The sequence below is a fragment of the Arthrobacter sp. MYb23 genome, assembly GCF_002979775.1.
GTDB lineage: Bacteria > Actinomycetota > Actinomycetes > Actinomycetales > Micrococcaceae > Arthrobacter.
Genome location: NZ_PCPR01000020.1, coordinates 1 through 26,960 on the forward strand (window position 1 = coordinate 1; position 26,960 = coordinate 26,960).

Consider the following 26,960-nt stretch of genomic DNA (forward strand, 5'->3'; position numbering starts at 1 on the left):
GCGGTGGGTTTGGTGCAGCGGGCCGGGGGCAGTCGGAACGGAGCTCTCATAGGACGAAGTGTGTCGCCCGGGACGCGTGCCGCAAGAGCCCAGCGGTAGGGCATCACACTATGGACACTGGCTCCTGATTGTAGTGTCATTGCTTTACAACCAGAGCCCGGGAGGCATGGATGGTTCATGCGGAGAACGGAACGCTAGCGGGCGTTCTGGAGGGAAAAAAGCAGTACCAGATCCCGTTATACCAGCGTGTCTATTCCTGGGGTAAAAAACAGCTTGAGCAACTCTGGTCCGACATTGTGGAACTTGAGCGCTCAGTTTCATATGATCCCAAATCCTCACACTTCATCGGCTCACTGGTGCTTGCCAGTAGTCCTGACTTCGGAGCGATCGGTGTAAACAAATTTCTCGTGGTCGACGGCCAGCAACGACTGACAACCTTGACCCTTCTGCTAGCCGCGCTCAGGGATCACCTCGTGGAAACGGGACAGCATGAGAGGGCGCACGGCATTGACGCGCAATATCTCATCAATGTTTTCGATAAGGGCAAGCCGCTGAAGGTCCTGCCGACGCAGGCGGATCGAGCCTCGTACTTGGCTGTGCTGAATAGAGCGCCTCAAGCTGGCGGTGAAGACTCAGTAGGCGAGGCCTATCGATTTTTCCGTGCCAAGATCGCTGCCGCTGACGATCCTGATGACCCACATGACTTGGAATTACTGGAAGCCGCTGTGGTTGGGGGGTTGGCTCTGGTCGTCGTGACGGCGGAACCTTCAGACAATGCGCACAGAATCTTTGAATCGCTAAATAATACTGGCCTCCGCTTGACGCAAAGTGACCTACTCAAGAATTATCTCTTCATGCGGCTCGGCGAGCGGGCCGAAGCAGTCTACGACAATGTCTGGTTACCGTTGGAACGGAAGCTTGATTCGGACAGTTTGGAGTTGCTCTTTTGGCTTGACCTGGCCCAGCGTGACGAGCGTGCAAAGCAATCGGACACGTACATTGGACAGCAAAAACGGCTAGAGGCTCTCGCCTCAATAGAGGAACTTGAAGCTGAAGTAGTCCGTATTGCGGAACTGGGCGATCTGCTGGCGACGATACTTGATCCCAGCCGAGAATCCCAAGCTGAGCTACGCCGCCGTCTTACAAGGATCCAAGCGTGGGGATCGACCACTGCCTACCCTATAGTGATGCAAATTCTACGTCGGAGGGCAACAGGCCTCGCCGGGGACGACGAAGTGGTTCGCGCCTTGACATATCTGGAGTCTTACTTCGTAAGACGTGTCGTTATCGGGCGGGCAACTGCGAATCTGAATCGAACGCTCCTTCAAGCGGTCGGTGCTATTAATGAAGCTGTGAGGATCGATCTGGCCTTATGCGAGTTTCTCTCAAGAGGCAGGAAATATTTCGCAACCGATCAACAGATTCGCGATGCAGCTGGAACAGTTGCGTTTTATTGGCAAGGTAGAGGCCTTCAGAAAAAGTTGATATTGCAGTGGTTGGAGGAGGCGTATCGACCCAAGGAAGTCGTGGAACTGGACCCGAGGCATCTGACCATAGAACACGTATTGCCGCAGTCAATGTCCGAGTCTGTTCGGGAGTTGTTCTCTGAAGGTTTTGATCCCGACACCAACGTCGATTATGAGCATGAGCGAATTGTTCATACCCTCGGCAATCTCACTCTGAGTGGTTACAACAGCGAACTCAGCAACAAACCATTCCATGAGAAGTGCGAAATGCTTGCCAAGAGCGGACTAGCAATGAACCGGGAGATCGCCGCCGAAGAATCATGGGGCGTCGAACAGATTGAGGCCAGGAGCTCGAAACTTGCCGAGAAGATAATAGAACTTTGGCCCGGACCCGACGAAAGTGTCGCATTCAGCGAGAGTGATCCATCTCAACTGAGGAGCCAGATTGCGGCCATCCTCGCTGAAATCCCAGCCGGGCGATGGACCTCCTATGGCGACGTGGCCATAGTGGCGGGCACGTGGGCCCAACCGCTGGCCGCGATCATAACGAAATCCCCGATGGTTAATGCTTGGCGGGTTCTTCAAAGCGGCGGGACCATTTCAGAAGGATTTCGATGGAGCGAACCTGGACGAAAAGATGACCCTCGCCTCGTTCTTGAAAAGGAGGGCATCAGTTTTGATCCTGAAGGTCGTGCGTCGCCACTGCAGTACATAGATGCAGAGGAACTCGCTGAGGCGGCTGGGCTAGAAGTCGACCATGAAGTCATAGCAACCAGGCGGAATCGAGCGAGAATTCAGGGAAATGGTGGGGTTAGCGGCTCGCTAGCAATGGCAAAACTTGCGTTCTTTGAGAAGGTGCGTGAGCTGGGCGTGGCTCGTGCGACAAACGTTGTCTCGTGGCGCAGGCCCAGGGGACACCACGATTACGAGGTGTCAGTGGGAGATTCGCGAGGACTGATTTCGCTTCAGGTCAATTCCCAAAGAAGTACTGTTACCACTCTTTTCTGGATTTATGATGATAAGGAACTTTACGCGCGACTACTGTCTAAGCGCAGCGCCATTGAAGCCGAGCTCGGGTTTGCTTTGGAATGGGACCAGAGGCCGGGCCGCAAAGCCTCAAAGCTCGTCGTGTCGCGCCCCGGGAACTTCTTGGAAGAGAGTGAAGCGCCTGAACTTGCTGAGTGGCTTGTGACCACGGGCGACGCATTTGCGAGGGTTTTGCCTAGATATCTCTAGAAGCAGTACCGTCCGCAGCGACTTTCCACTACGCGTGCCTCCCAGCCGCAGAAGTGAGACGTGAGTCGGTCAAAAATCAACTCGACCAAGGCAGCTCGGGCTCGAGACGGAAATTCCTGCTGATGTCATCGGATAGCCGATACGCCAGAAAGTCTCGTGGATCTTTGTCCATTTACGCTCCAACCTAATAGCCTGGCGCAGTGAACACATTTGATGGGGGACTCGGGCGCGCGGCGATGCCTGAGGGATTATATGAACTGCTGCACACCTCGAACATCGAATCCAAGCTCTCGTTGGTGCCGGAACTCGCCGCAGTAGTCAGCGAAATCGACCAGGCAGACACCCCCGACGTACTTTCCCGTCACATAGCTGAGGTCGTAAAGGATGCACTCACGGCTGCCAATCCGGAGGATCGTGTGGGCCTGGCCAACCGACTCTTGTCACAGATACAGGCCGATAACCAGGTCACGCCGGGTCCGCGTCAATTGCTCTCTCTGCACAAGCCGGATGCCCTTAAACGACGCCGGCTCCGTCGCCCCACCACGAAGCTAAGCGAGTCAGCGCTGCTGACAAACGGCAAGGCCGATCCGAATCTCGCCGCTGAGCTCCGAACCGAGATTGAATCGGCCAATACCGTTGATCTGCTCTGCGCTTTCGTCCGTTGGACGGGCCTGAGGCTCCTTGAGCCTGCACTTGAACAATTGAGCGAGCGCGGTGTGAAGTTCAGGGTCATCACAACCACGTACATGGGCGCCACTGAACGCCGGGCGATCGATGAGCTCGTCCGTCGATACGGTGCCGAAGTCAAGATCAGCTACGAAACCCAAGCCACTCGCCTTCACGCGAAAGCCTGGCTATTCAGACGCGAAACTAATTTTGACACGGCCTACGTGGGTAGTTCCAACCTGAGTCAGGCCGCCCTGTTGGACGGGTTGGAATGGAACGTTCGTCTGAGTTCAATCGCGACGCCGGAGTTGCTGAAGAAGTTTGAGGTCACTTTTGACAGCTATTGGGAGCAGAAGGCTTTCCAGCTCTACGACCCAGACCGTGACGGCGACAAGTTGGATGCGGCACTGGAACGGAACGGCGGGAAGCGAACGTCGGCCCCAAGCGGAGTCACAGGACTCGAAGTTGTGCCGTTCTTGCACCAGGAAGAAATGCTCGAGGACCTTGAAGCTGAACGGTCCAAGGGATACAACAAGAATCTTCTCGTGGCAGCGACGGGTACCGGCAAGACGGTGATAGCTGCGCTCGACTACAAGCGCCTCTGTGAGGCAGCTGGGAGGCCCCTGTCTCTGCTATTCGTTGCTCATCGGCAAGAGATCCTGAAGCAATCGATGAGCACGTATCGCAACGTCATGCAGAACGGTGCTTTTGGTGAGCTTTACGTCGGCGACCATAAGCCCCAAGACTGGACACACGTCTTCGCCTCTGTACAGTCGCTGGCTTCGCTAGGGGTCCGGACTTTTAAGGCCGACCAATTCGACGTAGTCGTCATCGACGAGTTCCATCACGCATTGGCTCCTACTTATCGCCAATTGCTCGACTATCTGGAACCCCAGCAGCTTCTCGGGCTCACTGCAACGCCGGAACGCGGCGACGGTGGGAACGTCGCTAAGGAGTTCTTCGACGGGCGGACAGCCAGCGAGCTCCGACTCTGGGATGCGCTGGACGCTGATCTCCTGGTGCCTTTTCACTACTTCGGTGTCTCCGATGACGTTGATCTAAGCCAGCTCAATTGGAAGCGCAATGGCGGTTATGACCTCGCGGCACTGGACGACGTGTATACCGGCAACGATGCTCGAGCGGCAAAGGTGATCCGCGAGCTTCGCGACAAGGTCATCGGCACCGAATACATGCGCGCGATCGGCTTCTGCGTCTCAGTTCGGCATGCTCACTACATGGCGAAGGTCTTTAACGACGCCGGCATCGTCTCGGTTGCGGTCGACGGCGGCACCGACGAGAGCGCGCGTGCTGCCGCTTTGAACCAGCTGAAAAGCCGCGAAATCAACTGCATATTCGCAGTGGACATCTTCAACGAAGGTCTGGACATCCCCGAGGTGGATACCATCCTCATGCTGAGGCCAACGCAGAGCGCCACGATCTTCCTGCAGCAGCTGGGACGAGGTCTGCGCCGTGCCGACGACAAAGCTGTGCTCACGATCCTGGATTTCATCGGCCAACAGCGTCGTGAGTTTCGCTTCGATCTGCGCTATCGGGCACTTACAGGCTACGGCCGTAAGCAACTCGAGAAAGCCGTTGAGGACGAATTCCCATATCTTCCGTCCGGGTCACAAATCATACTGGACCGCGTGGCGCAGAAGATTGTGCTGGAAAACATCAAAGCCCAGCTGCGATACAACCGGAGTCAATTGACCAACGACATCGCTTCGTACGGAAAAATCGAGCTGGCCGAGTACTTGAAGGAATCGGGTAACGATGTCAAGGCCATTTACCGCTCGACCAAGGACTCTTGGACCGGCTACCTTCGACAAGCTCAAATGATAGATGGCTTCTCCGGCCTCGAATCGGTTCTGAAGAACCGGCATCACGACCATTCTGACGTCGAGGAGAGGAAGCTCTTGGGCCGAATGGCCGCTCTCATCCACGTTGACGATCCCGAACGGGCCGAGGCGTATTCCATGCTTGTCTCCGCAGACGCGCCCCGCTACTCAGAGTTGGGTGCACGGGAGCAGACGTTCGCGAGAATGCTCTTCTACACACTTTGGGACGACGGCGGCGGCTTCAAGAAGTACGACGACGGTTTGGATCACCTACGTGCCTACGGGTTCGTGTGCAGTGAGATCCGGCAAATCGTAAGCCTCGGAGTCGCATCATCGAAGCACGCTGGCAAAGGTCTCGGGGCGGGACTCCAACAAGTTCCGCTGTTATCGCACGCGACGTATCGCCGGGAGGAAGTTCTCGCGGCGCTTCAGTACGGCTCGCTGGAACTCGGAAAAAACGTAGAGCACCGAGAAGGCGTTGCTTGGTGCCCGGCGACGGCGACGGACGCATTCTTTGTGACGCTGAACAAAGATGACAAGAAGCACTCCGCGACCACGATGTATAAGGACTATGCCGTAAGCCCGGTGCTGTTCCACTGGGAGTCGCAGAACGCGACATCGCCGACTAGCCCAACGGGCAAGCGCTATCTGGACCGGCGCGCTCATGGTTCGCGGATCATCCTATTTACACGTGACACCGCAGACGATGAGACCGGCCTTACGGTTCCTTTTACGTGTCTCGGCCAAGTGGACATCGTAAAGTACTCGGGCACGAAACCGATTGCTATTACGTGGAAGCTGCATCGTCCAATGCCAGCAGATGTATTCGCGACTGCACGGTCTGTGGCCCAGTAGACCCGGGCTCAATGTGATGTGTCGTTGAGGTAGGGCGGGGGTCGCATGCCTGGAAGGAAGGCACCTAGACGCTTTCCGGCTGCCCCCATGCATCTCTGCGTCGACTGTGTCCCGTCGTTTTTAGACTTCAGTCAGCCGGACATCGGGGTTCGTCTCCGCCCTTTCGCTCGGATTTCGTGGATGGGCAGAGCATTATCGTGGCTCACTAACACGAGGCGTTAGGCTTCTTGGACGACATCGTAGGGGGACAATTTTGACAATGACTACTGCACGTAAGATCCGCGTTTTGAATATTGCAGCTACAGTCCTGCTGCTGACCGTTTTGACTCTGCAGTTCGCAAAAGTAATCGACGGGTTCTGGACTATGACGCTCCTCGTGCTTATCGGGGCCCCGACGACGGTTGCTTGGGTGACTCTTGAGAGACGGCAGGGCGCGGAAAAGATGCGTGGCGGCGCCTAGTCTGCTCGAGGTGCGACGCTCAGTCCCCGGCAACCCGTCCTGCTACGTACTCCGCGTCCAGCCCCACTCCGCCGATGATTGCCGAGTAGTGCCGGGTGAGCCAGGGCAATCCGACGACGTAAAGACCGGGGGTTTCCGTGACGCCTCGCGAGTGTCGAGGGTAGCCCCACTCATCGACCAGCGGTAGGTCGACGAAACCGAAGTCGAGCTTGAACCCGGTTGCCCACAAAACGGACGTGATGTTCGCATCGACGAGGTTCAGTTCAGCCTGATCGAGTGGGTGCCAATTATCTGGCGGCGGGGGAGGCTGCTCCGGCGCGTCGATCCCTGCCGCCGCAATGTACGCATCAATCGCCCTTCCCGAGCGTTGCGCGAAGATCGACTCAACTGTGCCAAGACGCTCAGGGAGGTCGTCGCTGAAGGTGAGGTCGCCGTCGTCGATTGTTTCAAGATGGCCGTGCAGGTGAATGCCGCGCCGACCGAGCTCGCGGAGGTGAATGGCGTGGCCGCCGTCGATGCCGGACAGCAGGGGATTGGGGGCGAAGCGTGCGGCGGGGGAGGGCAGCGCCTCGGCGGTGAGGGCGTTGACGCCGTAGTCGGGGCCGTGTTTGCCGGTTTCTAGCATCCAGTAGATGAGGTCCTGGCCGCGGTATCGGCGGGGCGCTTCGGGAACGACGGATACGGAGAGGTGGACTTCGCGGCCGGCGGCGTGGAGCTCCTCGGCGATCTGCCCGCCAGACTGGCCCGTGCCGACTATGAGCACCGCCCCCGTCGGGAGCTGCGACGGATTGCGGTAGTCATGGGTATGCAGTTGGGTTACGCCGGCAGGGAGCTTGGCGGCCAGGGCTGGGATCTTGGGGACTTGGTAGGCTCCCGTTGCCAGGACGACGTTGCGTGCGCGCAGGTTCCCGAGCGATGTCTCAAGGTTGAATCCACCGCCCGGCGCCGAGGACAACCGGGTGACGTCGACGCCCGTGTGGACTGGAGCGGCGATCAGCTCGGCGTACCGCCTGAAGAGGTTCACCACAGCGTCCCGGGAGATAAACGCGTCCCGGTCGTCGCCGTCGTACGGCATCCCAGGGAGGTCCAGCGCAAGGTTTGGGGTGTTCATGTAGAAGCTGTCCCAGCGGTCCTGGAATGCACCGCCAAGCGAGTGGCGCCGATCCAGAATCTGATGCTCGACGCCGAGTTGCGTGAGCCAGTAGCTCATCGTGAGGCCCGCTTGGCCTGCGCCGATGATGACCGTGTCAGAGGTCGGTCCCATGGGTGAACTCTACGCTTGGGGCAAGCGTTTGGGCATGGGTGAAGGTGGGTCCTGCAAGTGGTCCTGCGCCTCGAACAGGCCGCCAATTCGGTGTCGATTGACGTAGGCTTTCGGGAACAGAATCTGGGGGGATGATTTGCGCATGTCGACAGCAAGCTTGATTCGGGCACTTGATACCGCAACGTGGGTGGTGGCCGTTCTTAGCCTGGTACTGCTATTCAGCGGCAAACTGGACAACTTCTGGGCAACAGCGTGCCTTATTGCGACCGCTGCTCCCGCAATTGCCAGCTGGGTCATCAAGGACAGGAACCAAAGCGCAACCAAAGGTGACGAGCCGCAGTAGCGCCCAAGTACTCCTCAGTGCCGGTGCCCTGAACGCCTGATATTTCCCTCTCTGGAACAAATCCGATGGATAAATGTTCCCCAGCACTAGCCATCTGCTCAAATCTCTGTAGACTAGTTGGTGTTGTTGTGTTTGGCATTTGGTAGTTCAGGCAGTCCCCACGATCCTTCCGGATCGTGACTTTCTGAAGTAACTGTGGAGAACACCCCACACCCGGAGACCCGAAAGTCGGGACAATCTCCACCTTCAGTAAGGACTGAAAAAATGGCTACAGGTACCGTAAAATGGTTCAACTCCGAAAAGGGCTTCGGCTTCATCTCTCCTGAAGATGGCAGCCAGGACGTTTTCGCTCACTACTCTGCTATCAACTCCTCGGGCTACCGCTCCCTCGAAGAGAACCAGAAGGTTTCCTTCGACGTCGAGCAGGGCCCCAAGGGTCCCCAGGCAGTAAACATCCAGGCTGTCTAGTCTTCGGATAACTTAGAAGCAGGGCCGGTCACTGACCGGCCCTGCTTTTTTGTCTGCCTAAGCATAGAAAATATGTTCTATCACCAGCTGTGACTATAGAACATATATCCACATAGGAAATTACACCCATGTAATTCCCTCCCAGCACTCCGTAGCGTGGAACTTAATCCACCCGCCGAGCTGAGGAAGCACCCCAATGGATCCGGTAACTTCTAAACGTCATTGCCACCTAGACGAGTCCTCCGAGCACCTAATTTGGCCCAAATCACCACCTAGAGTGCCCCCAAACTGTCTGTGCAAGGCCGTTTTGCCACCTAGTCCCGTTTTCAAGATCTAGCCTCCGAAGTGAGCCGCATGTCGGGCATCCACAAAAACAGAAGGCTAGGTCGCGTGTTCGATTCAGAGGTTCAACGAATCCTGGACTTTGTTGCACGCGGCATCGGAGTAAGGGTTGTCGGCTCGCCGGGTAGCGGTAAAACGACGGTCTTACGCAGCGTCATAGGCAACTTGGAGAAGTCCGGAGTCTCTGTGCACTTCATCAGTGGCCTGCGCACGCATAGAACCATTCCGTACGCGGCCATCAAAGGGCTTGGGCTGGATGTGAGGCCGGGCCGCAACGGGGTGCTCGACATCGCTGACGTGTTCTCAAGCCAATTGGCCAAGGCCGGGAAAAACTTGGTGGTAGTTGACGATCTTCACCTAGTGGACAGCGAATCCCTGGCTGTCCTGGAAGCTGTAAGGCGGAGATCGGATTGTCCGATGGTGGCTACGGCCCCCGAAACCTGGTCTTTCTCCAGAGGTCAGTTGGCCGTCCTTAACAACGGCCGGGAGGCGCATCTGCAACTGGATCCGCTCCACTATGAGCAGGTCCACTTCCTCATCGCACAGGTTCTTGGTGCCCCGGCGGACGCCGACACAACTGCACGCATCCTCACCAAATCCGCAGGCAACCCGCGCCTCATAGTACGGATCGCAGAGACAGCCTCCCTGAGCAATCTTCTGGTCATGAAGGACACACAATGGTCCATGTCGGCCGAAAGCCTATGGAACGAGCACCTGCGCGGCACAGTCGAGGCGCTCCTGGCTGAACTGAGCCCTGACGAGTTCACAGCTCTACATATGATGGCGATTCTGGGTACAGCACGGGTCGACGTACTTCATAAGGTCATTCACGCGGACGCCCTGGAAGGCCTGGAACGCAGGGGTTTCCTGTCCGTACTGGCAGATCAACACAATGGCACGATTGCTGCCATCAGCCCGCCGGTCATCGCTGACTACTTCCGCGGGAGCAAGAATCTTCGGGACCGTAAGTTGCTCCGCAGCAAGATAGCGGGCGTCCTTGAGGCCGCTCCACACGAGGTCCCGGAAGAGAGGACGACGTCGGACGGCCTCTCGCGAGTGCTTTCATCACTCCGACTTGAGAAGGGTGACGACGACGCCATTACCTCCAGGCAAATCCACGAGCAAAGTACGGAGCGGGAACGCATCCGCTTTGAACGCTGGCAGGCTAACAAATCAGAGGCAAACGCCGCGGCATTCCTTCGCATCTACTGGGGCGCGCCCCTGAACGTTGAGCGTGCAAGGCGTGTCTGCTCCGAAACAACAGACTTCGACGCCGATCCCAAAGACCTCCTGTTTGTCACCGTCACCGAGGCCATGCTTGCCATACACACCGGACGCGGCACGAGCGCGGCCGTCGACATCCTCCAAAAGTTCGGTGGGGACAATCCGCATTTGCTGGCGGAAGTGGAGAATGCCATCTTGTTCCTCAAGGCGTCCCACGGCAGGGTTCCACTGGACACCAGCCCGGTGCCAGGAGCTATTGAAAACCGTATGACGGGAATGGGGAGCTTGGTCCATGGGCTGTTGGAGCTTTACCGCTTCAACCCTGCAGCAGCACTGGAAGCTGTTGATGGCCCAGGTGACGACGACGCCTTCCCACATCTCCGCCCTTTCATCCGCAGTTTCGCATTGTTTGCGGCGGGCCGGGTGGAGGAGTCCTTGGTTCTTGCCTTGGACTGGCGAGCCGAAGCGCGAAAGAGTCTGGACCAGTTCGGTGTGATCACCAGCAGCTATGTGGCCGCGCATGGCCTGCTCTACGGCGGACACTTCGAAGAAGCGGAGTACCTCATGAGCAGCGTTTTTGCGATGGGTCGCCCGGGCTTCGTAGTGGACTCGCTCTACGACGCAATGCTCAGGCTCGCAGGACTCAGACACGCAACAACGGCCATACTGCCTGCGCTTTCCATAGCCGCCCAGGCGCGAACGGAAGTGGCGGATGTTGGGCCACTTCCCGGCATCGGCAAGGGAGCTTACGAGCTCATAGTCCACAACAACACTCAACCGTCGACGTTCGACCGTAAAGCCACCAAGCTCATCAGGCGGCAGCTGAAGAGCGGCTACGTCCTCGAAGCCATGATGACTGCGCTGCTTTGTACTTGCCTTTGCCCGGGCCGCCCGGTTCTGGACCTATTGCAGAAAATCCTCCGCGATAGTGGCCTTGACGTCCATGATCAGCTCCTTGCCATAGCCTCGGCGGTGGTGGAGGGGGACCATAAGCTGCTTGGGCTTCTGCTCAAACACTACGAGCCTGACATCGACACATATCAGGTTGGAATGCTGCTCCGGGGAGCTCTCAAACGTCACGTGATCGAAGGCGATGCCACGGCCGCTGACGCCATGGCACAGGCGTCCTCTGTCTTTGCTGTCCGGTTCCCGTCAGTAAACGAGCAGCTCTCCTTCAATTCGTTCAGGACCACACCGCTGACCGAACGGGAGATCGAGGTAGCCATCTTGGCCGGACACCTCACCAATGTGGAGATCGGGGAACAGCTGGGGATCAGTGCCAGGACGGTGGAGAACCACATCTCCAACGCCTTGCGGAAGTCGGGTGCAACGTCCCGCAATAGTCTCTTCATGCTCGTGGGGAATTCACTTCCGCCGCGCTGAGCCGGGATAGGCTGGATCCACCTCAAACCACCGGTGATTAGCGTTCCCAGCTACGCCCGGCTTCCCAGTGCGAAGGGTTTTAGTGAGCAACTCTCCGGCCTTGGCCCGCCGACTAGGCACGTTCGACGCCTCGCTGATCGGGCTAGGGTCCATGATCGGCGCAGGTGTTTTCGCGGCGTTCACCCCGGCCGCTGCAGCGGCAGGATCAGGGCTACTCATCGGTTTGGTGGTGGCTGCCTTCGTAGCCTTCTGCAACGCCACATCATCGGCCCAGCTCGCTGCTGCCTATCCAACCTCCGGCGGTACCTATATTTACGGCCGCGAACGGCTCGGCCCCTGGTCTGGGTTTTTGGCCGGATGGGGCTTCGTCATCGGCAAGACGGCGAGCGCCGCTGCGATGGCAATGACCTTCGCCGCCTATGCCGCACCGCTAGGGTGGGAGCGCCCGGTGGCGATTGCCGCCGTCGTGGTTTTGACTGCGGTGAACTATCACGGGGTGACGCGGACAGCCGGGCTGACGCGCGTGCTGGTGATAGCGGTGCTGGCTGCTCTAACGATTGCAATCGCTGCGGTGTGGGGTGGCTCAGGTCCTGACTTTGGCAGCTTTGTGGGCGACGGACTGGTGGCCAGCGGCTGGTACGGGATTCTGCAATCGGCGGGGCTGCTGTTCTTCGCGTTCGCCGGGTACGCAAGGATTGCGACGATGGGCGAAGAAGTTTGCGAACCCAAGCGCACCATTCCACAGGCGATCAGCATTGCCCTGGGTATCACCATCATCATCTACGCCGTCATCGCGGTTACCTTGCTCGCTGCCCTCGGCCCGGATGGAGTGGCTGCCACGCCCACGCCGCTGGCCGATGCTGTGAATGCCGGCGCGTTGGCTTGGGCTGCGCCGGTAGTACGCGTCGGTGCTGCCGTGGCGTCGCTGGGCGCGCTGTTGGCTCTCATCGCAGGACTCGGAAGGACGAGCCTGGCCATGGCCCGGGAACACGACCTGCCCCATTGGCTCTCCGCAGTGCACCCTCGGTACAAGGTCCCGCACCGTGCCGAGATCGCGCTGGCCGCGGTGATCTGCGTGATCATTGCGGTGGCCGATCTTCGCGGGGCAATCGGCTTTTCGTCATTCGGAGTTCTGCTCTACTACTTGGTAGCCAACGTCGCTGCCTACACTCAGCCAGGGGAAGACCGGCGGTATCCGAAGTTCCTGCAGGTGGCGGGCGCTGTTGCCTGCGTGGTTCTCGTTGCCACGCTGCCGCCGATATCCGCTGGCGTGGGTGTGCTGATGTTTGCGGTCGGGATTGTCTATCGCTTGGTGCGTTTGCGGCTTAGCAGTCCGGCCCGCTGACGTTCCGGCTGGGCACGGCCCCACCAGGGGGTGGTAGATGGAGCCGTGCCGTCATGCCTCCTACGCCAGGGCGGGTGGGACTCCCGCCGGACACCGGGATATCCGCCCCGAAGGCACAAGAAGAGACTATGGGTGGTTTCCGGGCTCTAGGTGTTCGGAGAGGGCGAATAGGTACCGATGTGGCGCGAATTAGGGGTGGTGGGGACCAAAAATAGGTGCTGGACGAGGGCGCCTAGGTGTTGGACCGCCGTCGAGCGCTCGCGCTAGCAGCCCGACCCAAGGACACATGACGCGAAACCACTCCACGGCACTGGCAGAATGGCGGATATGGAATCACCCGCCACCGTTCCCGCCGTCGAACTGCGCATTTCCATCAGTGAAACGGAGCCGCTGATCTGGAGGCAACTCGTTCTCCCCGAAACCGCCACAGTCGCAGAGCTGCACGAAGCCATCCAGTGCGCCTTCGGGTGGAAGAACTCGCATTTGTACGCCGTCGCCGGCCAAGACAAGTCTGGCAAGCAGCGCATCTTCATGGACGTCGACGGCGGCGATGGTCCCGAGGGTGCCGAAAGCCCAGCTGCCGTGCGGCTGCTGGAGCTGTTCGACGTTCAGACGCCCGGTCTTTCAGACCTCCTTTACGAGTACGACTTCGGTGACAGCTGGACGCACGAGATCGAGGTTGTGGGTCCCGCTGAGCTACATGAGAACACCATCGCCTGCCTCGACGGAGCGATGAGGGGACCCATTGAGGATTCCGGGGGAGTCGGTGGGTACGCCAACGTGGTGGCTGTGGTGAGCAACCGCAAGCACCCTGAACACAAGGAAGCTGTTGAATGGCTTGAATTTGTGACGCAGGAACACGTCTCCAAGTTCGACCCGGCCGCCTTTGATCTAGTGGCAATAAACGGGCAGCTCCGCAGTTTGGCGCAGCGATTCTGGCCAGGTGAGGTGACGGCTGCGGACTACGAAGACGTCCTGGGTCCGATCCTGTGGTTCCTTACGGAGGCCCAGCTGGACGGCCTACCTTTGACCTCTGCCGGGTACTTGAAGCCCGCCTTCGTGAAGCGCGCCATGACCGAACTTGGCTGGGACGATGAATGGATCTCGGCTGGACGGGTGGAGGTGAGCACGCCGCCAATCCTGAATCTTCGGGAACAGTTGCAGGAGTGGAAGCTTTTGCGGAAGCTCAAGGACAGGCTGCTCTTGACGCCCAGAGGACGGAAACTGGCCGGGGACCCCGAAGCCCTGTGGGATTTCCTGGCAAGTGAGTTGGCGAATCCAGACAGCGACGCGGAGCGCATGGCAACGCCGCTGTTCATCCATTGGGAGCTAACCGGGGACGAGCCACCCTACGGGCTTAGGGATCTGGTGATCCAGGCTGCGCTTCACCAAGGTGGGTTGAGAACCAGAACGGGCGGTGAGATTCCCCTGTCATGGGCGAGTGACCTCTACTACGAGGTCACTGGGAGCCTGCACCGGCTGGAGTTGTGGGAGAGGGCCAGCTGGACTCGACACGACGAGAAATTGTCCGACGCCGGCATCAAGTTTCTGCTGGACGTCCAGAGCCGCTGGGACGGCCGCAGCGTCTGAGACTGCGGCCGCTCCAACTGGTGGCTACCTCTCGCAGCCGATCCCATCATTGTCGTTTCCGTCAAGCTGGTAGATGTCAGTGCCGACCACCGTTACAGGGCCCCTCACGTAAGCCGGACCATTACCGCTGCCGCCCGCGCAGTCCACGTCTGAGGCAATTGGCACGCATGCTCCCGCATAGTTGGGGTCGCAATTGCCCTGAGCAGGAGGAGCAACCGGAACTACTTTCGGTTGGATTTGCGCTTTAGCGGCGGCATCAGCATCGGCCTTCGCGGCAGCTGCTTCTGCGGCGGCCTTATCTGCCGCGGCTTGGACTGCGGCCGCTTGATCGGCAGCGGCTTTGTCGGCCGCAACCTTGTCCGCCGCAGCTTTGTCAGCTGCCGCCTTTTCTGCCTCAGCCTTTTCAGCGGCAGCCTTTGCCGCAGCCTCCGCAGCTCGCTGATCAGAGAGTTTCTTGGCGCTCGCAGAGTCCAGCCATGTCAATTTGCCAGCTTGGTCAACCGTGCAAATGTACGTTTGACCGGACGAAGTCTGAGTGGCCTTTTCAGTTGTACAGACCGTGCCAGTGACCTTGCTGGGCGTCGGAGTGGGTGTTGCGGATTGAGTTGCCTTCGCACTGTTTACAGAGCTGGCGCTTGTCGGCGCTCCCTGAGCACAGGCTGTCGCTGTGAGAAGCAGCGATGTGACAGCCACCAGCCCCAGTGCTTTTCGCCCTTGCGACCATGAAGACTTGCTTCGGAAATGCCACTTTTTGGCCGCGCGAATAGAACCCTTTTTCAATGTATTGCCCCCTTGTAGATGCGCCGATGCGATGGCGCATCCAGTGACCATAACACCCTGTGCAACAGCAAAGGGAGGAGAAGTTTCCTATGACTTAGCGCGCCGCGTGCTTCTTCCTGTCCCAAGGCTTGGCAGCGCCACCCTCCGCACCAACCACCGACGCCCCCGTCCCCAACCCGCGGACCGTCCACCCCGCACTCCGCCAGGCCTCAGCGTCCAGGACGTTTCGAGCGTCCAGCACCATCCGGCGTCGTACGAGAGATCCCGCAACAACAGGCGAAAGCGAAACGTATTCGTCCCATTCGGTGAGCAGCAGCACCAGCTCGGCGCCTTCGAGGGCGCGCTTGGTGGAGGCTTCGAAGCGGATTTGCGGGTAGCGGATCCAGGCGTTGTTGATGGCTTTGGGGTCGGTGACGGTCACGTGAGCGCCGGCGGCGGAGAGTTGCTGGGCGACGTCCAAGGCGGGGGAGTCGCGGATGTCGTCGGTGTCAGGTTTGAACGCAGCGCCAAGGATGGTCACCGTGCGGCCGGACAGGAAACCGCGGCACATCTCGCGGGCCACCTCCACAGCACGGGATCGTTGGTCCAGGTTCACCGAATCAACCAAGGCCATCCACTCATCCACCGACGGAACCGAAAGTTCGCGCGCCTGCGCCCGGAAAGACCTGATGTCCTTGGGCAGGCAGCCGCCGCCGAAGCCGAGCCCGGCGTGCAGGTAGCGGTTGCCGATGCGCGGATCCAAGCCCATCGCCTCGCTCAGCTCGCTCACATCAGCGCCGGACGCGTCGCACAGCTCGGCCATCGCATTGATGAAGCTGACCTTCGTAGCCAGGAACGCGTTCGACGCAGACTTGATGAGTTCCGCCGTCGCGAAATTGCAGACCAGCCGCGGGATGCCCGCACTGATCAGCGGCTCGTACACCGCGTCCAGCGCGGCGGTAATCGGGGCACCTGCAGCGGCGCCCTTGCCACCAGGGACGCCGTAAACCAGACGATCCGGAACCAGCGAATCCTTCACCGCAGTGCCCTGCCGAAGGAACTCCGGGTTCCAGCCGAGCAGCACGTCCGAGCGCCTGGACAGAACCGCGCGGAGCGTTTCCACCGTGCCTACCGGCACCGTAGATTTCCCGACGACCGCGGCACCCTTGCCCAGGTGCGGCAGGAGGCTCTTCGTGGCGCCCATCAGATAGGAGAGATCGGCAGTGTCAGAGGTTTTGGACTGCGGGGTACCTACGCAAAGGAAATGAACCTGGGCATCTGCGGCAGCAGCGAAGTCCGTAGTGAACGTCAGCCGACCGGTGGTGCGACCGTCCTTGAGGAGCTCGTCCAAGCCAGGTTCATGGAAGGGCGCCATCGCCTTGTTGAGCTGCTCAACTTTGGAGGAGTCGACGTCGATGCCCACCACGGTGTGGCCCATTGAAGCGAGCGTCGCGGCATGGACTGCGCCGAGGTAGCCGCAGCCGATCACGGAGATCTTCATAAGGAGGGTCCTTTGCTTGAGGTGAATTCGCTGGGCCCGCTTGATCCGCTGGGCACGCCGGAGATGACTTCGTTGTAATGGCGGACCAGGTCTGCGCTGAGGACGGGCCACGTCCGGCCCTGGACCGAAGCGGTTGCTGCCGTTGCGAACGCGCGTCGCTTGGCGTCGTCGCCGATCAAGTCCTGAACGTAGCCGCGAAGTTGGCTGAGGTTCCCGGGCTCGTACAGCCAGCCGGTGCGCGAGTTTTCCACGAGGTCCAAAGGGCCGCCACGGCCAGTCGCCACCACGGGAACCCCCGATGCCATGGCTTCCTGGATGGTTTGGCAGAAGGTCTCGAACTCGCCGGGATGGACGAAGAGGTCGAAGCCCGCGACGGCCTCGGCCAGTGCGTCTCCGCCAAGGAAGCCGGCGAAGTGGGCATTCGGAAGAGCCGCTTGGAGTGCTTCTTTCTGGGGGCCATCGCCGACGATGACCAGCTTCGTTTTCGGCAAATCAGCCAGCACGGCGAGATCTTCAACCTGCTTCTCGACGGCGAGCCGGCCGACGTAGCCGATGATGCGGTGACCGTCGGGCGCTACGGAGCTGCGCCACGCCGTCGAACGTTTTGCGGGATTGAAGCGCGCGGTATCCACACCGCGTCGCCACATGTCCACGCGCAGGATGCCGCGTCCGCGCAACTGGTTCAGTGCGAACGTTGACGGCACCAGGGTTCGGGTGGCCAGGAGGTGGATGTTGTCCACGCGGTTCCAGGCCCAGTTCTCCAGGAACGGCACACCATAGCGGGCGGCGTAGCTGGGAACCTCGGTTTGGTAGATCGCCACAGTGGGGATGCCGAGCTGATGGGCGGCCTGCACGGCACGCCAGCCGAGGACGAAAGGGGAAGCGAGGTGAACGACGTCGGGGGAGAAATCGGCAAGGATTCGCTTGACCCGATTCACACCACCCAACGCAACCCGCACATTCGTGTAACCGGCTAGCGGCACAGAAGGCAGCCGGTGCACATACGCACCCTTCTCGACGCTCGAAACATCAGTGTCCGACGTCGACGGCGCGATCACCATCACCTCATCCCCGCGCTCCTGCAGATGCTCCAGCACCCGCAGTATGGAGTGGGTTACCCCATTCATCAATGGCAGGAATGATTCGGCGACGATTGCGATCCTCACGCCTACAACGGTGGTCGCGGCGGTTGGCGGGGCGGGTTCGAACGGGTGGCTTGCGGGGGAAGAGTTGGTTAACAGGTGGGTTGGGTGGTCCGGGCGACGTCGTAACACTCGGGCGTTCTTGATGTTGGGGGTCTAGTGGGTGCAGTTCGGGGTAGCGCAGGCGTGACCGGCGTTTTCAGCCCGGGAAGAAAATGGACGACGGCGGTCTGGGCAGATGCGGACGCAATGGCACCTTCGCTTCTGCTCGGATCGCCTGCAGAGGCGGACATCACCACGTATAACCTGAGGGTTGGGACGGCCCCGCGGGCCATGGCGGTGAACCCTGTGGCGAACATGGTGTACGTCGCCACGGATGATGAGCTTCCATGGCTCGGGCAAGATGGACATCATGGCCAGGGACTCTGCCGGCGACTTGCGGCTGTATGCGGGGAACGGTACTCCTCGCTGGCCTTCCGGTAGCAAGGCCCGGACCGGCTGGAACGCCATGATCGCGATCCTCTGAGGACGGAGCTCTTTCCGGGGATGGCTCCAGTTTGTCTTGGCGCGAGCGTAGACTCTGGCTCACCGACGCACTGGGGCGTCATGACTTCTGGGGGGTCTTGCCATGTTTGCTGCTGGGGATGGTTCGCGCGCGTTTGGATCACGGCGACGGCGCCGGGCAGCGGCGCGGTCAGCCGTCGTCGGCATGGCGTTGGCGCTGTTGTTGGGCACCTTGGCTCCCACCGTGTCGCCTGCCGTTGCTGATGCGGTGACGCACGTTGTTCCTGTAGGCGACAAACCCGGTGCCATTGCCGTGAACGCCGTGACAAACAAGGCGTACGTTGCCTCGGCCGAAGGCGTCTCGGTCATCAACGGAGTCACAGGTGCAGGCACCTTGTATTCCGGTGACATACCCGTGGATGTTGCCGTGAACTCGGTGACAAACAAGATCTACGTCAGCGAGATTGGCGGGTCCGTCGCTGTTGTTGACGGGGTCACCGGGGCGGTCACATCCGTTCCCGTGGGCACGGGGCCGGGCGTCGTGGCTGTGAACGAAACGAACAACAAAATCTATGTGGGGGTCGAAACCGGCGTCACGATCATCGATGGAGCCACGAACACCACGACTTCCGTGGCACTGCTCAGGAGTGCCCAGGACATTGTTGTGAATCCCGTGACCGGCAAGGTTTACGTTCTTTCCGGTGGGACAATTCGGGTACTGGACACCAGCGGCACGGTAATCGATGAAGTCATCATCGGCGCTGGCTTCGTTCGCGCGCTTGCTGTAAACGAGGTGACGAACAAGATCTACTACACGACATTAGGCCGGTACGGAGCCTACATCTACGCGTGGGATGACGCGACTGACAAGATTACGGGAAGAATCGAATCCTCCAGGAAAGTGGAGAACCTGGCCGTGAACACGGCGTCCAACAAGGTCTACGTTGCTGCTGACGACGACTACGAGGACGGCTTTGTCAGGATCATCGACGGAGCGTCTTTCACGGAAATCACCACCATCGGCACCGCCACGCCTGTCAATGAGATCGCAGTGAATCCGGTGAGCAACAAGGCCCACGCTCCCACAAGCGGTGGTGGCACTCTTGTCATCGACGGGCAGAGTGACAGCAGCTACGCCGTTTACACGGGTAGCGAACCAGTAGCCGCCGCTGTGAACACCTCCACCAACAAGGCGTATGTGGTCAGCTACGGCACCGCGTCTGTGCGGATAATCGACGGGACAGTAGAGCAGCCCGTCAAAAACGACTTCAACGGTGATGGCTACACCGACCTATTGGCTCGGGAGACCTCTGGCGTGCTATGGCTCTACTCGGGCGATGGATCGGGTGGATGGCTCACCCGTGCTCAGGTGGGTCAGGGCTGGAATGTCATGACAGCCCTTGTTGCCCCTGGAGATTTCAACGGCGACGGGAACCCCGATGTGCTGGCCCGTGATGGAGGCGGTCTGTTGTGGCTGTACCCGGGCAACGGTTCCAGCGGTTGGCTGCCCCGTGTTCAGGTGGGCACGGGCTGGGCTGGAATGAACGCGATCGAGTCGGTAGGGGATTTCGACGGCGATACCTTCGTGGATGTCGCAGCCCAGACGGTCTCGGGAGTGTTGTGGATATATCGCGGTAACGGTTCCGGCGGCTGGTTGCCTGCTATTCAGGTGGGAACCGGCTGGAACACAATGTCCGAGATGACGGGCGTCGGCGACTTCAACAGCGACGGTACTCCGGACATTGCTGCCCGGGACTCCGCCGGAGTGCTGTGGCTCTACCCAGGCGACGGCTCAGGGGGCTGGCTGCCACAGCGAGTCATCGGCCAGGGCTGGAACGTCATGAACTCCTTCATTGGACCGGGCGACTTCGACGGCGACGGGCGCGCAGACATCCTCGCCCGGAACGCTGCTGGCGAGCTTTGGTTGTACGCCGGCAGCGGGGGAGCGGCGTGGCCTACGCCCTCCCGCGTTGGCACGGGGTGGGGCGGGATGACGGCGATGGTTTAGGCGGTGGCTGATCATGCACATGGCCGGGTTAGCTGATAAGTGCACGCTTCAGGTACCGGAGGGTTTAACCCCACCCCGTGCCCGCTTCAAATCCTCCCGCAACCCCCGGTTGTCCTCCCGCAGCCCCCTATTGTCCTCACTGAGTCCCCGGTTGTCCTCCGTCAGCCCCCGGTTCTCAGCCTCCAGCTCCAGCACCAGTTTCACCCCGGCCAGGTTGAGCCCCTCGTCCAGCAACACCCCGATCCTTCGCAGCGTCGCAAGGTCGCTGTCGCTGTAGCGCCGAGTGCCGCCGTCGGTCCTGTCTGGAGTGAGCAGGCCTTTGCGCTCGTACTGCCGGATGTTCTGCTGCCCAGTGCCAACGAGCTCAGCAGCCACCGAGATCGCGTAGACGCCGCGCGCGCCCAGGCCCGCGCCAGAGCTGCCGTCGCCGCCCGAGGCGACCGTGCCGCCGTCGTACTCTTCAGCGGTAGTCCCGCCGTCCGAACCCGCCATGCAAACCTCTCCAAAATCTCCCGAAAAACTACTTGCACCCACTCTCTCACCAGTGCTATAAAAAATCTATACCAGCCAACACAGATCCAGCAGGCTGGTACGAACAACAGAATCAGCATCAAGATCAAAGGAGTGAGAACCAATGCTGATGCGCACTGACCCGTTCCGCGAATTCGACAGGCTCGCACAACAGGTTTTTGGCACAACAGCACGCCCGGCCGGAATGCCGATGGATGCGTGGCAGGAGGACGGACAATTCGTTGTTGCCTTCGATCTGCCGGGGGTGGATCCGCAAACCGTTGACCTGGACGTCGAACGCAACGTCCTCACGGTCAAGGCCGAACGCAAGTCGCCCGCGGGGGAGGACACCGAGATGATCGCCGCCGAGCGCCCTCAGGGCATCTTCAGCCGCCAGCTCATCCTCGGCGACACCCTGGATACCGACGGCGTCCAGGCCAGCTACGACGCCGGGGTGCTCACACTCCGCATCCCCGTTGCCGAGAAGGCCAAGCCGCGGCGCATCGAGATCCAGTCCAACGGGCAGAGGCAGGAAATCAACGCCTAAACCCGCCAGACCCGCCGGAAGGCTCACCCGAGGTGGCCAACCGACGGGGCGCCAGCCGGGAACAACGGAGGCGGCCGCATCGGAATAGTTGGGCGCAGGCTTCGCGCCACGTCACCGCGTTTTTTAGCGCACAGGTAAGCGACCCCCGCCCGTCGTCTCCCGAATGATGGCCCCCGGTTCACGCCGGGGGCCATCCCCGAATCCGCAGCAGGAACCGGAACCAGCAGTGAGCACCCAACCCGACCATTACGCCACCCTTCACGTGTCGCCGGACGCGACCGCCCGAGAGATCACCCGCGCCTACCGCACGCTGCTTCGGACGCACCACCCGGACACACACCAAAGGGTCGACGACGGCGACACCACCTCCGCCGCCGACCTCCAGGAGTTGCACGCGATCATGCAGGCGTACGTCGTTTTGTCGGACCCAGGAAAGCGGGCGGCTTACGATCGTGCGCGGCGAATGCTTGGCGGTACGGGTGCATCGCCTGGCAGATCGGGCGGAACGGCGGTGAAAGTGCGCTTCCACCGGTCCGGCTCCACCTCCGCCTCCACGGCTCCGCATCGTGAGCGGTCACCGCTTTCGTTCGGGCCACCCCAATGGGAACCTTCACCCCGCAATCTGAGATCACCGAGGAGTAATCCATGAGCGCTTGGCGTCCCTACGACGGCCATATCATTCCCGCGTTCTACGAACGGTTCGAGAAACGCTGGGGGAGAGGGACGGCTCCGTTCCTGGACCCCGAAGTCCACGAACAACCCATGCCCCGCGCCCAGTGGATCAACCCGGATACGGGTGCTGCCGTGGCTGTGGTCCCCATCTGGACGGATGATCCTGAGCACCGCTCCTTCGGCGTCTTCTACCTACCGCCGGCTGGGGACATCTGGATGCTCCGCCCAGGGCCAACCACGTTCCTGGAACCCCGCGGGGAAGCCAGCCGCGAGCAGGTGACCCTCCGCAACGACGCTTTCAAGAAGGCCGTCAATCACGCCAAGGAGTTCATTTACGGGCCACAGCTTTGAGGGGCGTGCCTGAGGGGTTAGGTCTCGGCTGAAAGAGCGGTCTAAAGTGCCGAGATCTCACCCCTCGATGGAAGTCCAAAGCGGACCATTCCTGACCGCATTCAGCCGTAGTCTGAAGCCAAGGAACCCGACGAAGAGGACACAGTCATGACTGCGGCAGACCCCACCATCACCACCGTCCCTACCGGCTACTCAAGCGTCAGCCCCTGGCTCATCACCCGGGACACCAACGCCCTCTTCGAATTCATCACAGCAGCGTTCGGCGCGGAGGAGATTGACCGCGTTGTGGGTGCGGATGGTTCTATAGGGCACGCTGAAGCGCGGATCGGCGACTCAGTAGTCCTCGCGTTCGACAGCCGACCACATTGGCCCGCAACGCCGTCGTACCTCCGCCTCTACACGCACGACGCCGATGCCGCCTTCCGCGCCGCCCTTGCCGCGGGTGCCACCACGGTTTCGGTCCCCGACAACAGCGCCTGGGGTGATCGGGGAGCGTGCATCCAAGACCCGTTGGGGAACATCTGGTGGATCATGTCGCACGTGGAAGACGTCTCCGGCAGAGTCAGCCACATTACCGCCGGATATCGTTCCGTTGAACCCTGGATCATCACCAGCAGCACGCCCGAGTTCCTCCACTTCATCACTGCCGCTTTCTCTGCTCAGGAAGCGCTCCGCGTGCCCCTGGACGACGCTTCGATTGGTTATGCGGAGGCGAGGATCGGTGACTCGAACATCCTCGCTTTCGATTCCCGCCCCGGCTGGCCGCCGACGCCTGCCTTCCTCCGCGTGTACGTCGACGACGGCGATGCCACCTTCGCTGCCGCGCTCGCCGCCGGTGCCACCCCGGTCACTGACATGACGGAGATGTTCTGGGGCGAAGAAGTGGGCCGGGTTCGCGATCCGTTGGGAAATCTCTGGTGGATCCATTGCCGGGTGGCCGAACTCTCTGAGGAAGAGGCCTACGCCCGAGCCGGCGATCCAAAGTTCGTGAAAGCGATGGAGTACGTGTCGGGCGTGGATTTCTTCGCGAGGGGTTAGCTCACGGCGGTAAGAAGGCCTCAAAGTGCCGAGAGCCAGCCCCTCGGAGCGGAGGTTTGCGCCCGAACCTACTTCCAGAAATCCCTGTGAGGAGCGGCGGCCTCGTCCTCCAAGAGAGGGCCCACCACGGAGATGTGGCGTTGGCCGCGACTAAAAACCTCGCGGCAGGGGAGGGAAAGCGTGGGGTTTTCGGGATTGTTCCCTGTAATGCCCAGCAGTGATTCCTCGCTGAGGCCGTAGACCACACGCCCGATCCCCGTCCAGTAGACCGCGCCAGCGCACATGGCACAGGGTTCTGCGCTTGTGTACAGCGTTGCTCTCTCCAGCTGGTCCGGGCTGAGCTGCCTGAAGGCTTCCGCCGCGGCCCTGAGTTCGGCGTGCTGCGTGGGGTCGCCTTCCGGCGGCATGGAGTTGTTTCCTTTCGAGCTGACCACCGTGCCATGCTCGTCCACCACCACGGCACCGAAAGGGTGCCGCCCTTCGGCTTTGACTTGGTGGGACAGATTGATGGCCAGACGCAGGAAGTCCAAGTCCTGTTCCGGGATGGCAGAATCGACGTTCTCAGTGCTTGTCACTACTAAACCTTTTCCTATCGATGGCGGGTTAGACGAAGAGGCCGTGGGGCTCGCCGATGCGGTCAAGATACTCACTGCGCCGCGCAAACAGCCCGGGCACGGTTGCCGCAGCACGGTCAATGATTTCGCTGAGGTCAGCGTTGCACAAACGGCCATCGCGAACCACCACGTCACCGGCCACTACGGTAGTGCTGACGTCGCTGCCGCGGACTGCGTGGACAAGGTTGTGATGGACGTTGGCGTACTGTCCTTCGGTGATGAACGGGGTGGTCCGCGGGGTTCCTGTGCGCACGGCGATGAAGTCTGCTTGCTTTCCGGATTCGAGGGAGCCGATCCGATCGGCCTGCCCGATTGCCCGAGCACCGCCCATGGTAGCCATTTCCAGCACGGTCCAGGAGTCCATTGCCGCGGCGTCCATGGCACGCAGTTTTCCCAAGAGTGACGCCACTTTCATTTCCTCGAACATGTCCAGGTTGTTGTTTTCCTTCTCCCCATCCGTGCCGATGCCCACGTTGACCCCGGCCGCGAGCATCTCGGCCACGGGCGCCATCCCGCTGGCGAGCTTCATGTTGCTGACAGGGTTGTGCGAGACGCCCACCCCTCTATCTGCGATGAGGCTTACTTCTTCGTTATCGAGCCACACAGCGTGGGCGATGATGGTGCGCGGAACGTCGAAGAAGCCAAGTTTTTCCAGGGCCATCATGGGGCGCAGGCCAAACTCGTTCTGCCATTGTTGCAACTCCACTTGCGACTCAGAGCAGTGCATGTAGATGCCGGTGTCGTATTCGCTGGCAAGCTGCATGGCACGCGAGCGGCCCTCCGCATCCGCATAAAAGAGATGTTCAAGACCCACCCACGGCGTGATTCGTCCCCCGGCTGCGCCAGACCACTCGCGCAGCATGCGCTCGTTGTCGTCCAAGGTGTCGAAGTAGTTGTGATCTGGATGAGCGCCCACGTAGTTCACACTGACCAGACGGTTGCCGAGCGCAGAAGCGGCCCGTGCGCTGCCATCCATGTATCGCCACATATCGATCACCGTGGTGGTCCCGGCGAGAAGACCTTCGGCGTAGCAAAGCCAGGCAGCAGCCTCAGCCTCATCCGGCCGGAGCACTCTATGCATGGGGTCAATGTGGAGGCGCAGCCATTCCCAGACGGGGAGGTGTTCAGCTGTTCCCCGAAGAACGCCAGAGTGATGGTGGGAATTGACGAGGCCTGGCATCAGCACGTGCCCGGTCAGGTCAACTACATCGGCCTCCGGGGCGGCAGAGATGAGGTCTTGCGCAGGACCCACGCTGTGGATGGTCTGGCCTCGAACGGCGATCGCACCTGAAGGGACGACGTCGCGGCTCGCGTTCATCGTTAGAACGGCGTCGGACGTGTAGATGGTGGTCTTCATGATTTCTCCAATTTCTCGCCAGTGGGTTTCAGCAAGGCGCTGCGTGAAGGCGTTCCGATGTTGATGTGGTTGAAAAGAATGTTGAGGGCAATCGCCAGGATCGCGGCAGAGCTGATGCCGGAGCCGAAGATGATGGCAAACCATCCCGGGAACTGGTCGTAGAACCCGGGCGACACGATAGGGATCATGCCGAATCCGATGGATGCGGCCACCACGATGAAGTTCACAGAATTGGAGTAGTCCACCTTGCCGAGCGTGCGGATGCCCGCTGCAACGATGGTGCCAAAAAGAACCACAGCGGCTCCGCCAATCACCGGCGTCGGAACGGCAGCCACGACGCGACCCAGCACGGGGAGCAGGCCGAGGACCACCAGAAGGCCACCGCTGGCGGCAACCGCATACCGGGACTTGATGCCTGTAATGGCAACGAGCCCAACATTTTGGGCAAATGCTGTCTGCGTGAACGAGCCGAAGATCGGCGAAATGATGGACGAGGCCATATCTGCCCGCAAGCCGTCGGCGATGCGCTTGCGGTCGATTTTCGTGTCAACGATCTGGCCCACCGCGAGGATGTCCGCCGTGGTTTCCGTCAGGGTAACCAACACGACGATGAGCATCGCGACGATGCCTGCGATGTCGAACACGGGTGCACCGAAAGCGAAGGGCATGGGAAAGGCGAATGCTGGTCCATCGCCGACGCCGGAGAAGTCAGTCTTGCCCAATATCAGAGCGACGATGGTGCCCAGAACCATCGCCAGGAGGATGGATAGACGGGAGATAATGCCTGTTCCGGCTTTGGATAGGAGCAACACAATAAGGAGTGTGAATCCGGCAAGCCCGATGTTGTCTACGGAACCGTAGTCGATGCTTTGCGGGTTGCCTCCCATGGCCCAGTTAGCCGCGACCGGCATGAGGGTGAGCCCGATGGTGGTGATGACCGTCCCCGTGACCACTGGTGGAAAGAAGCGGACAACTTGCGCGAAGAACGGTGCCACCACCAGTCCGATTGCGGAGGCGACAATGACAGCTCCGAAAATTTCGGGAAGCCCACCCCCGCCGTTGATGATGGCGATCATGGTGGCCACGCCGGCAAACGAAACGCCTTGAACCAGGGGCAGTTGAGAACCGAAGAAGGGGATACCCAGCGACTGAATGAGCGTGGCGATGCCTCCCATGAGCAGGGATGCCGTGATGAGGGAGCCGCTCTCAGCCGGGGATAGCCCGGCCGCGCCGGCGATGACCAATGGCGTGGCGATGAGGCTGCCGTACATGGTGAGCATGTGCTGCAGACCGTAAAGCAGTGTGCGTCCGAAACTGAGCTTTTCGTCCTCCGGACGGCGATTGGGGATTGCCTTAGACAACATGGAAACTCCTTCAATGGGAGTGCAGTGCAGCTGAAGTGCGGGGTGATTGGGGGTATTCGCAGCTTGTGCGCCGTGATCAACGGGTGTGGGCTGCGTCATACTGGGGAGCGTAG

General features: G+C 60.4%; 23 protein-coding genes. 14 read left to right on the top strand and 9 right to left on the bottom strand.

Annotated features, from left to right (window positions below; all coding sequences use genetic code 11):
* Nucleotides 1–170: 170 nt before the first annotated feature.
* The 3 genes from CQ020_RS17830 (at nt 171) to CQ020_RS17840 (ending at nt 6,521) form a co-directional block, all read left to right on the top strand.
* Nucleotides 171–2,702, top strand: a complete 2,532-nt coding sequence (locus tag CQ020_RS17830) for a DUF4268 domain-containing protein (protein WP_105693064.1) — start codon at nt 171–173, stop codon at nt 2,700–2,702.
* A gap of 236 nt (nt 2,703–2,938) precedes the next feature.
* Nucleotides 2,939–6,061 (top strand): DUF3427 domain-containing protein, encoded by a 3,123-nt coding sequence (locus tag CQ020_RS17835; protein WP_105693065.1) that lies wholly within the window; start codon nt 2,939–2,941, stop codon nt 6,059–6,061.
* Between the two features lie 259 nt (nt 6,062–6,320).
* Complete coding sequence (locus CQ020_RS17840; protein WP_105693066.1) at nt 6,321–6,521, top strand: hypothetical protein; 201 nt, start codon at nt 6,321–6,323, stop codon at nt 6,519–6,521.
* A gap of 19 nt (nt 6,522–6,540) precedes the next feature.
* On the opposite strand, the gene CQ020_RS17845 is transcribed toward CQ020_RS17840, so the two are convergent.
* Nucleotides 6,541–7,785 (bottom strand): NAD(P)/FAD-dependent oxidoreductase, encoded by a 1,245-nt coding sequence (locus CQ020_RS17845; protein WP_105693067.1) that lies wholly within the window; start codon nt 7,783–7,785, stop codon nt 6,541–6,543.
* Between the two features lie 142 nt (nt 7,786–7,927).
* Here CQ020_RS17845 and CQ020_RS17850 point away from each other — a divergent pair, with 142 nt between their 5' ends.
* The 5 genes from CQ020_RS17850 (at nt 7,928) to CQ020_RS17870 (ending at nt 14,480) form a co-directional block, all read left to right on the top strand.
* Nucleotides 7,928–8,128 carry a hypothetical protein gene (locus CQ020_RS17850; protein ID WP_105693068.1) on the top strand — a complete coding sequence of 67 codons (201 nt, stop codon included), beginning with the start codon at nt 7,928–7,930 and terminating at the stop codon, nt 8,126–8,128.
* Between the two features lie 264 nt (nt 8,129–8,392).
* Nucleotides 8,393–8,596 (top strand): cold-shock protein, encoded by a 204-nt coding sequence (locus CQ020_RS17855; RefSeq protein WP_024819996.1) that lies wholly within the window; start codon nt 8,393–8,395, stop codon nt 8,594–8,596.
* 390 nt (nt 8,597–8,986) lie between these two features.
* On the top strand, nt 8,987–11,545 hold the full coding sequence (locus CQ020_RS24565; protein ID WP_258142064.1) for a LuxR C-terminal-related transcriptional regulator: 2,559 nt from the start codon (nt 8,987–8,989) through the stop codon (nt 11,543–11,545).
* 82 nt (nt 11,546–11,627) lie between these two features.
* A complete protein-coding gene (locus CQ020_RS17865; RefSeq protein ID WP_105693070.1) occupies nt 11,628–12,890 on the top strand; it encodes an APC family permease in 1,263 nt (420 codons plus the stop codon).
* A 327-nt stretch (nt 12,891–13,217) separates the two neighbouring features.
* Entirely contained in the window at nt 13,218–14,480 is a 1,263-nt protein-coding gene (locus CQ020_RS17870) for a plasmid pRiA4b ORF-3 family protein (protein ID WP_181151940.1), read from the top strand.
* A 24-nt stretch (nt 14,481–14,504) separates the two neighbouring features.
* Here CQ020_RS17870 and CQ020_RS24570 read toward each other — a convergent pair whose 3' ends face one another.
* From CQ020_RS24570 to CQ020_RS17885, 4 genes are all read right to left on the bottom strand, one after another.
* Nucleotides 14,505–14,963, bottom strand: coding sequence for a hypothetical protein (locus tag CQ020_RS24570; protein WP_258142066.1), 459 nt, complete (start codon nt 14,961–14,963; stop codon nt 14,505–14,507).
* Nucleotides 14,964–15,024: 61 nt separating this feature from the next.
* Nucleotides 15,025–15,300, bottom strand: a complete 276-nt coding sequence (locus CQ020_RS24355) for a hypothetical protein (protein ID WP_219844524.1) — start codon at nt 15,298–15,300, stop codon at nt 15,025–15,027.
* A 54-nt stretch (nt 15,301–15,354) separates the two neighbouring features.
* On the bottom strand, nt 15,355–16,740 hold the full coding sequence (locus tag CQ020_RS17880; RefSeq protein ID WP_105693072.1) for a UDP-glucose/GDP-mannose dehydrogenase family protein: 1,386 nt from the start codon (nt 16,738–16,740) through the stop codon (nt 15,355–15,357).
* Nucleotides 16,737–17,906, bottom strand: coding sequence for a glycosyltransferase family 1 protein (locus CQ020_RS17885; RefSeq protein WP_105693073.1), 1,170 nt, complete (start codon nt 17,904–17,906; stop codon nt 16,737–16,739). The genes CQ020_RS17880 and CQ020_RS17885 overlap by 4 nt, the downstream gene beginning before the upstream one ends.
* A gap of 352 nt (nt 17,907–18,258) precedes the next feature.
* Between CQ020_RS17885 and CQ020_RS24230 the strand changes: the two genes are divergently transcribed.
* Nucleotides 18,259–18,408, top strand: a complete 150-nt coding sequence (locus tag CQ020_RS24230; protein ID WP_181151941.1) for a hypothetical protein — start codon at nt 18,259–18,261, stop codon at nt 18,406–18,408.
* Nucleotides 18,409–18,510: 102 nt separating this feature from the next.
* Nucleotides 18,511–20,394, top strand: a complete 1,884-nt coding sequence (locus CQ020_RS17890) for an FG-GAP-like repeat-containing protein (RefSeq protein ID WP_105693074.1) — start codon at nt 18,511–18,513, stop codon at nt 20,392–20,394.
* A 48-nt stretch (nt 20,395–20,442) separates the two neighbouring features.
* On the opposite strand, the gene CQ020_RS17895 is transcribed toward CQ020_RS17890, so the two are convergent.
* Nucleotides 20,443–20,799: a MerR family transcriptional regulator gene (locus CQ020_RS17895; RefSeq protein ID WP_181151946.1), complete on the bottom strand. Its 357-nt coding sequence runs from the start codon at nt 20,797–20,799 to the stop codon at nt 20,443–20,445.
* 229 nt (nt 20,800–21,028) lie between these two features.
* Here CQ020_RS17895 and CQ020_RS17900 point away from each other — a divergent pair, with 229 nt between their 5' ends.
* The 4 genes from CQ020_RS17900 (at nt 21,029) to CQ020_RS17915 (ending at nt 23,512) form a co-directional block, all read left to right on the top strand.
* Nucleotides 21,029–21,451, top strand: a complete 423-nt coding sequence (locus CQ020_RS17900) for an Hsp20/alpha crystallin family protein (RefSeq protein WP_105693076.1) — start codon at nt 21,029–21,031, stop codon at nt 21,449–21,451.
* Nucleotides 21,452–21,617: 166 nt separating this feature from the next.
* Nucleotides 21,618–22,100, top strand: coding sequence for a J domain-containing protein (locus tag CQ020_RS17905; RefSeq protein WP_258142071.1), 483 nt, complete (start codon nt 21,618–21,620; stop codon nt 22,098–22,100).
* A complete protein-coding gene (locus tag CQ020_RS17910; RefSeq protein WP_105693078.1) occupies nt 22,097–22,474 on the top strand; it encodes a hypothetical protein in 378 nt (125 codons plus the stop codon). Before CQ020_RS17905 ends, CQ020_RS17910 begins: the two co-directional genes overlap by 4 nt.
* Nucleotides 22,475–22,621: 147 nt before the next feature.
* Nucleotides 22,622–23,512: a VOC family protein gene (locus CQ020_RS17915; protein WP_105693079.1), complete on the top strand. Its 891-nt coding sequence runs from the start codon at nt 22,622–22,624 to the stop codon at nt 23,510–23,512.
* Nucleotides 23,513–23,580: 68 nt separating this feature from the next.
* Here the strand turns inward: CQ020_RS17915 and CQ020_RS17920 are convergent, their stop codons facing one another.
* Genes CQ020_RS17920 through CQ020_RS17930 form a run of 3 tightly spaced genes read right to left on the bottom strand, consistent with a single transcriptional unit; the run spans nt 23,581 to nt 26,847 of the window.
* A complete protein-coding gene (locus CQ020_RS17920; RefSeq protein ID WP_181151949.1) occupies nt 23,581–24,087 on the bottom strand; it encodes a nucleoside deaminase in 507 nt (168 codons plus the stop codon).
* A gap of 28 nt (nt 24,088–24,115) precedes the next feature.
* Nucleotides 24,116–25,483: an amidohydrolase family protein gene (locus CQ020_RS24575; protein ID WP_105693081.1), complete on the bottom strand. Its 1,368-nt coding sequence runs from the start codon at nt 25,481–25,483 to the stop codon at nt 24,116–24,118.
* Complete coding sequence (locus CQ020_RS17930; RefSeq protein WP_105693082.1) at nt 25,480–26,847, bottom strand: nucleobase:cation symporter-2 family protein; 1,368 nt, start codon at nt 26,845–26,847, stop codon at nt 25,480–25,482. Before CQ020_RS17930 ends, CQ020_RS24575 begins: the two co-directional genes overlap by 4 nt.
* Nucleotides 26,848–26,960: the final 113 nt, after the last annotated feature.

Excerpts from the sequence above, each read along its gene's own strand:
- CQ020_RS17830 (WP_105693064.1), top strand. The coding sequence starts at position 171 with ATGGTTCATGCGGAGAACGGAACGCTAGCGGGCGTTCTGGAGGGAAAA.
- CQ020_RS17835 (WP_105693065.1), top strand. The coding sequence starts at position 2,939 with ATGCCTGAGGGATTATATGAACTGCTGCACACCTCGAACATCGAATCC.
- CQ020_RS17840 (WP_105693066.1), top strand. The coding sequence starts at position 6,321 with ATGACTACTGCACGTAAGATCCGCGTTTTGAATATTGCAGCTACAGTC.
- CQ020_RS17845 (WP_105693067.1), bottom strand. The coding sequence starts at position 7,785 with ATGGGACCGACCTCTGACACGGTCATCATCGGCGCAGGCCAAGCGGGC.
- CQ020_RS17850 (WP_105693068.1), top strand. The coding sequence starts at position 7,928 with ATGTCGACAGCAAGCTTGATTCGGGCACTTGATACCGCAACGTGGGTG.
- CQ020_RS17855 (WP_024819996.1), top strand. The coding sequence starts at position 8,393 with ATGGCTACAGGTACCGTAAAATGGTTCAACTCCGAAAAGGGCTTCGGC.
- CQ020_RS17870 (WP_181151940.1), top strand. The coding sequence starts at position 13,218 with ATGGAATCACCCGCCACCGTTCCCGCCGTCGAACTGCGCATTTCCATC.
- CQ020_RS24355 (WP_219844524.1), bottom strand. The coding sequence starts at position 15,300 with ATGCGCCATCGCATCGGCGCATCTACAAGGGGGCAATACATTGAAAAA.
- CQ020_RS17880 (WP_105693072.1), bottom strand. The coding sequence starts at position 16,740 with ATGAAGATCTCCGTGATCGGCTGCGGCTACCTCGGCGCAGTCCATGCC.
- CQ020_RS24230 (WP_181151941.1), top strand. The coding sequence starts at position 18,259 with ATGATGAGCTTCCATGGCTCGGGCAAGATGGACATCATGGCCAGGGAC.
- CQ020_RS17890 (WP_105693074.1), top strand. The coding sequence starts at position 18,511 with ATGTTTGCTGCTGGGGATGGTTCGCGCGCGTTTGGATCACGGCGACGG.
- CQ020_RS17900 (WP_105693076.1), top strand. The coding sequence starts at position 21,029 with ATGCTGATGCGCACTGACCCGTTCCGCGAATTCGACAGGCTCGCACAA.
- CQ020_RS17905 (WP_258142071.1), top strand. The coding sequence starts at position 21,618 with ATGGCCCCCGGTTCACGCCGGGGGCCATCCCCGAATCCGCAGCAGGAA.
- CQ020_RS17910 (WP_105693078.1), top strand. The coding sequence starts at position 22,097 with ATGAGCGCTTGGCGTCCCTACGACGGCCATATCATTCCCGCGTTCTAC.
- CQ020_RS17915 (WP_105693079.1), top strand. The coding sequence starts at position 22,622 with ATGACTGCGGCAGACCCCACCATCACCACCGTCCCTACCGGCTACTCA.
- CQ020_RS24575 (WP_105693081.1), bottom strand. The coding sequence starts at position 25,483 with ATGAAGACCACCATCTACACGTCCGACGCCGTTCTAACGATGAACGCG.
- CQ020_RS17930 (WP_105693082.1), bottom strand. The coding sequence starts at position 26,847 with ATGTTGTCTAAGGCAATCCCCAATCGCCGTCCGGAGGACGAAAAGCTC.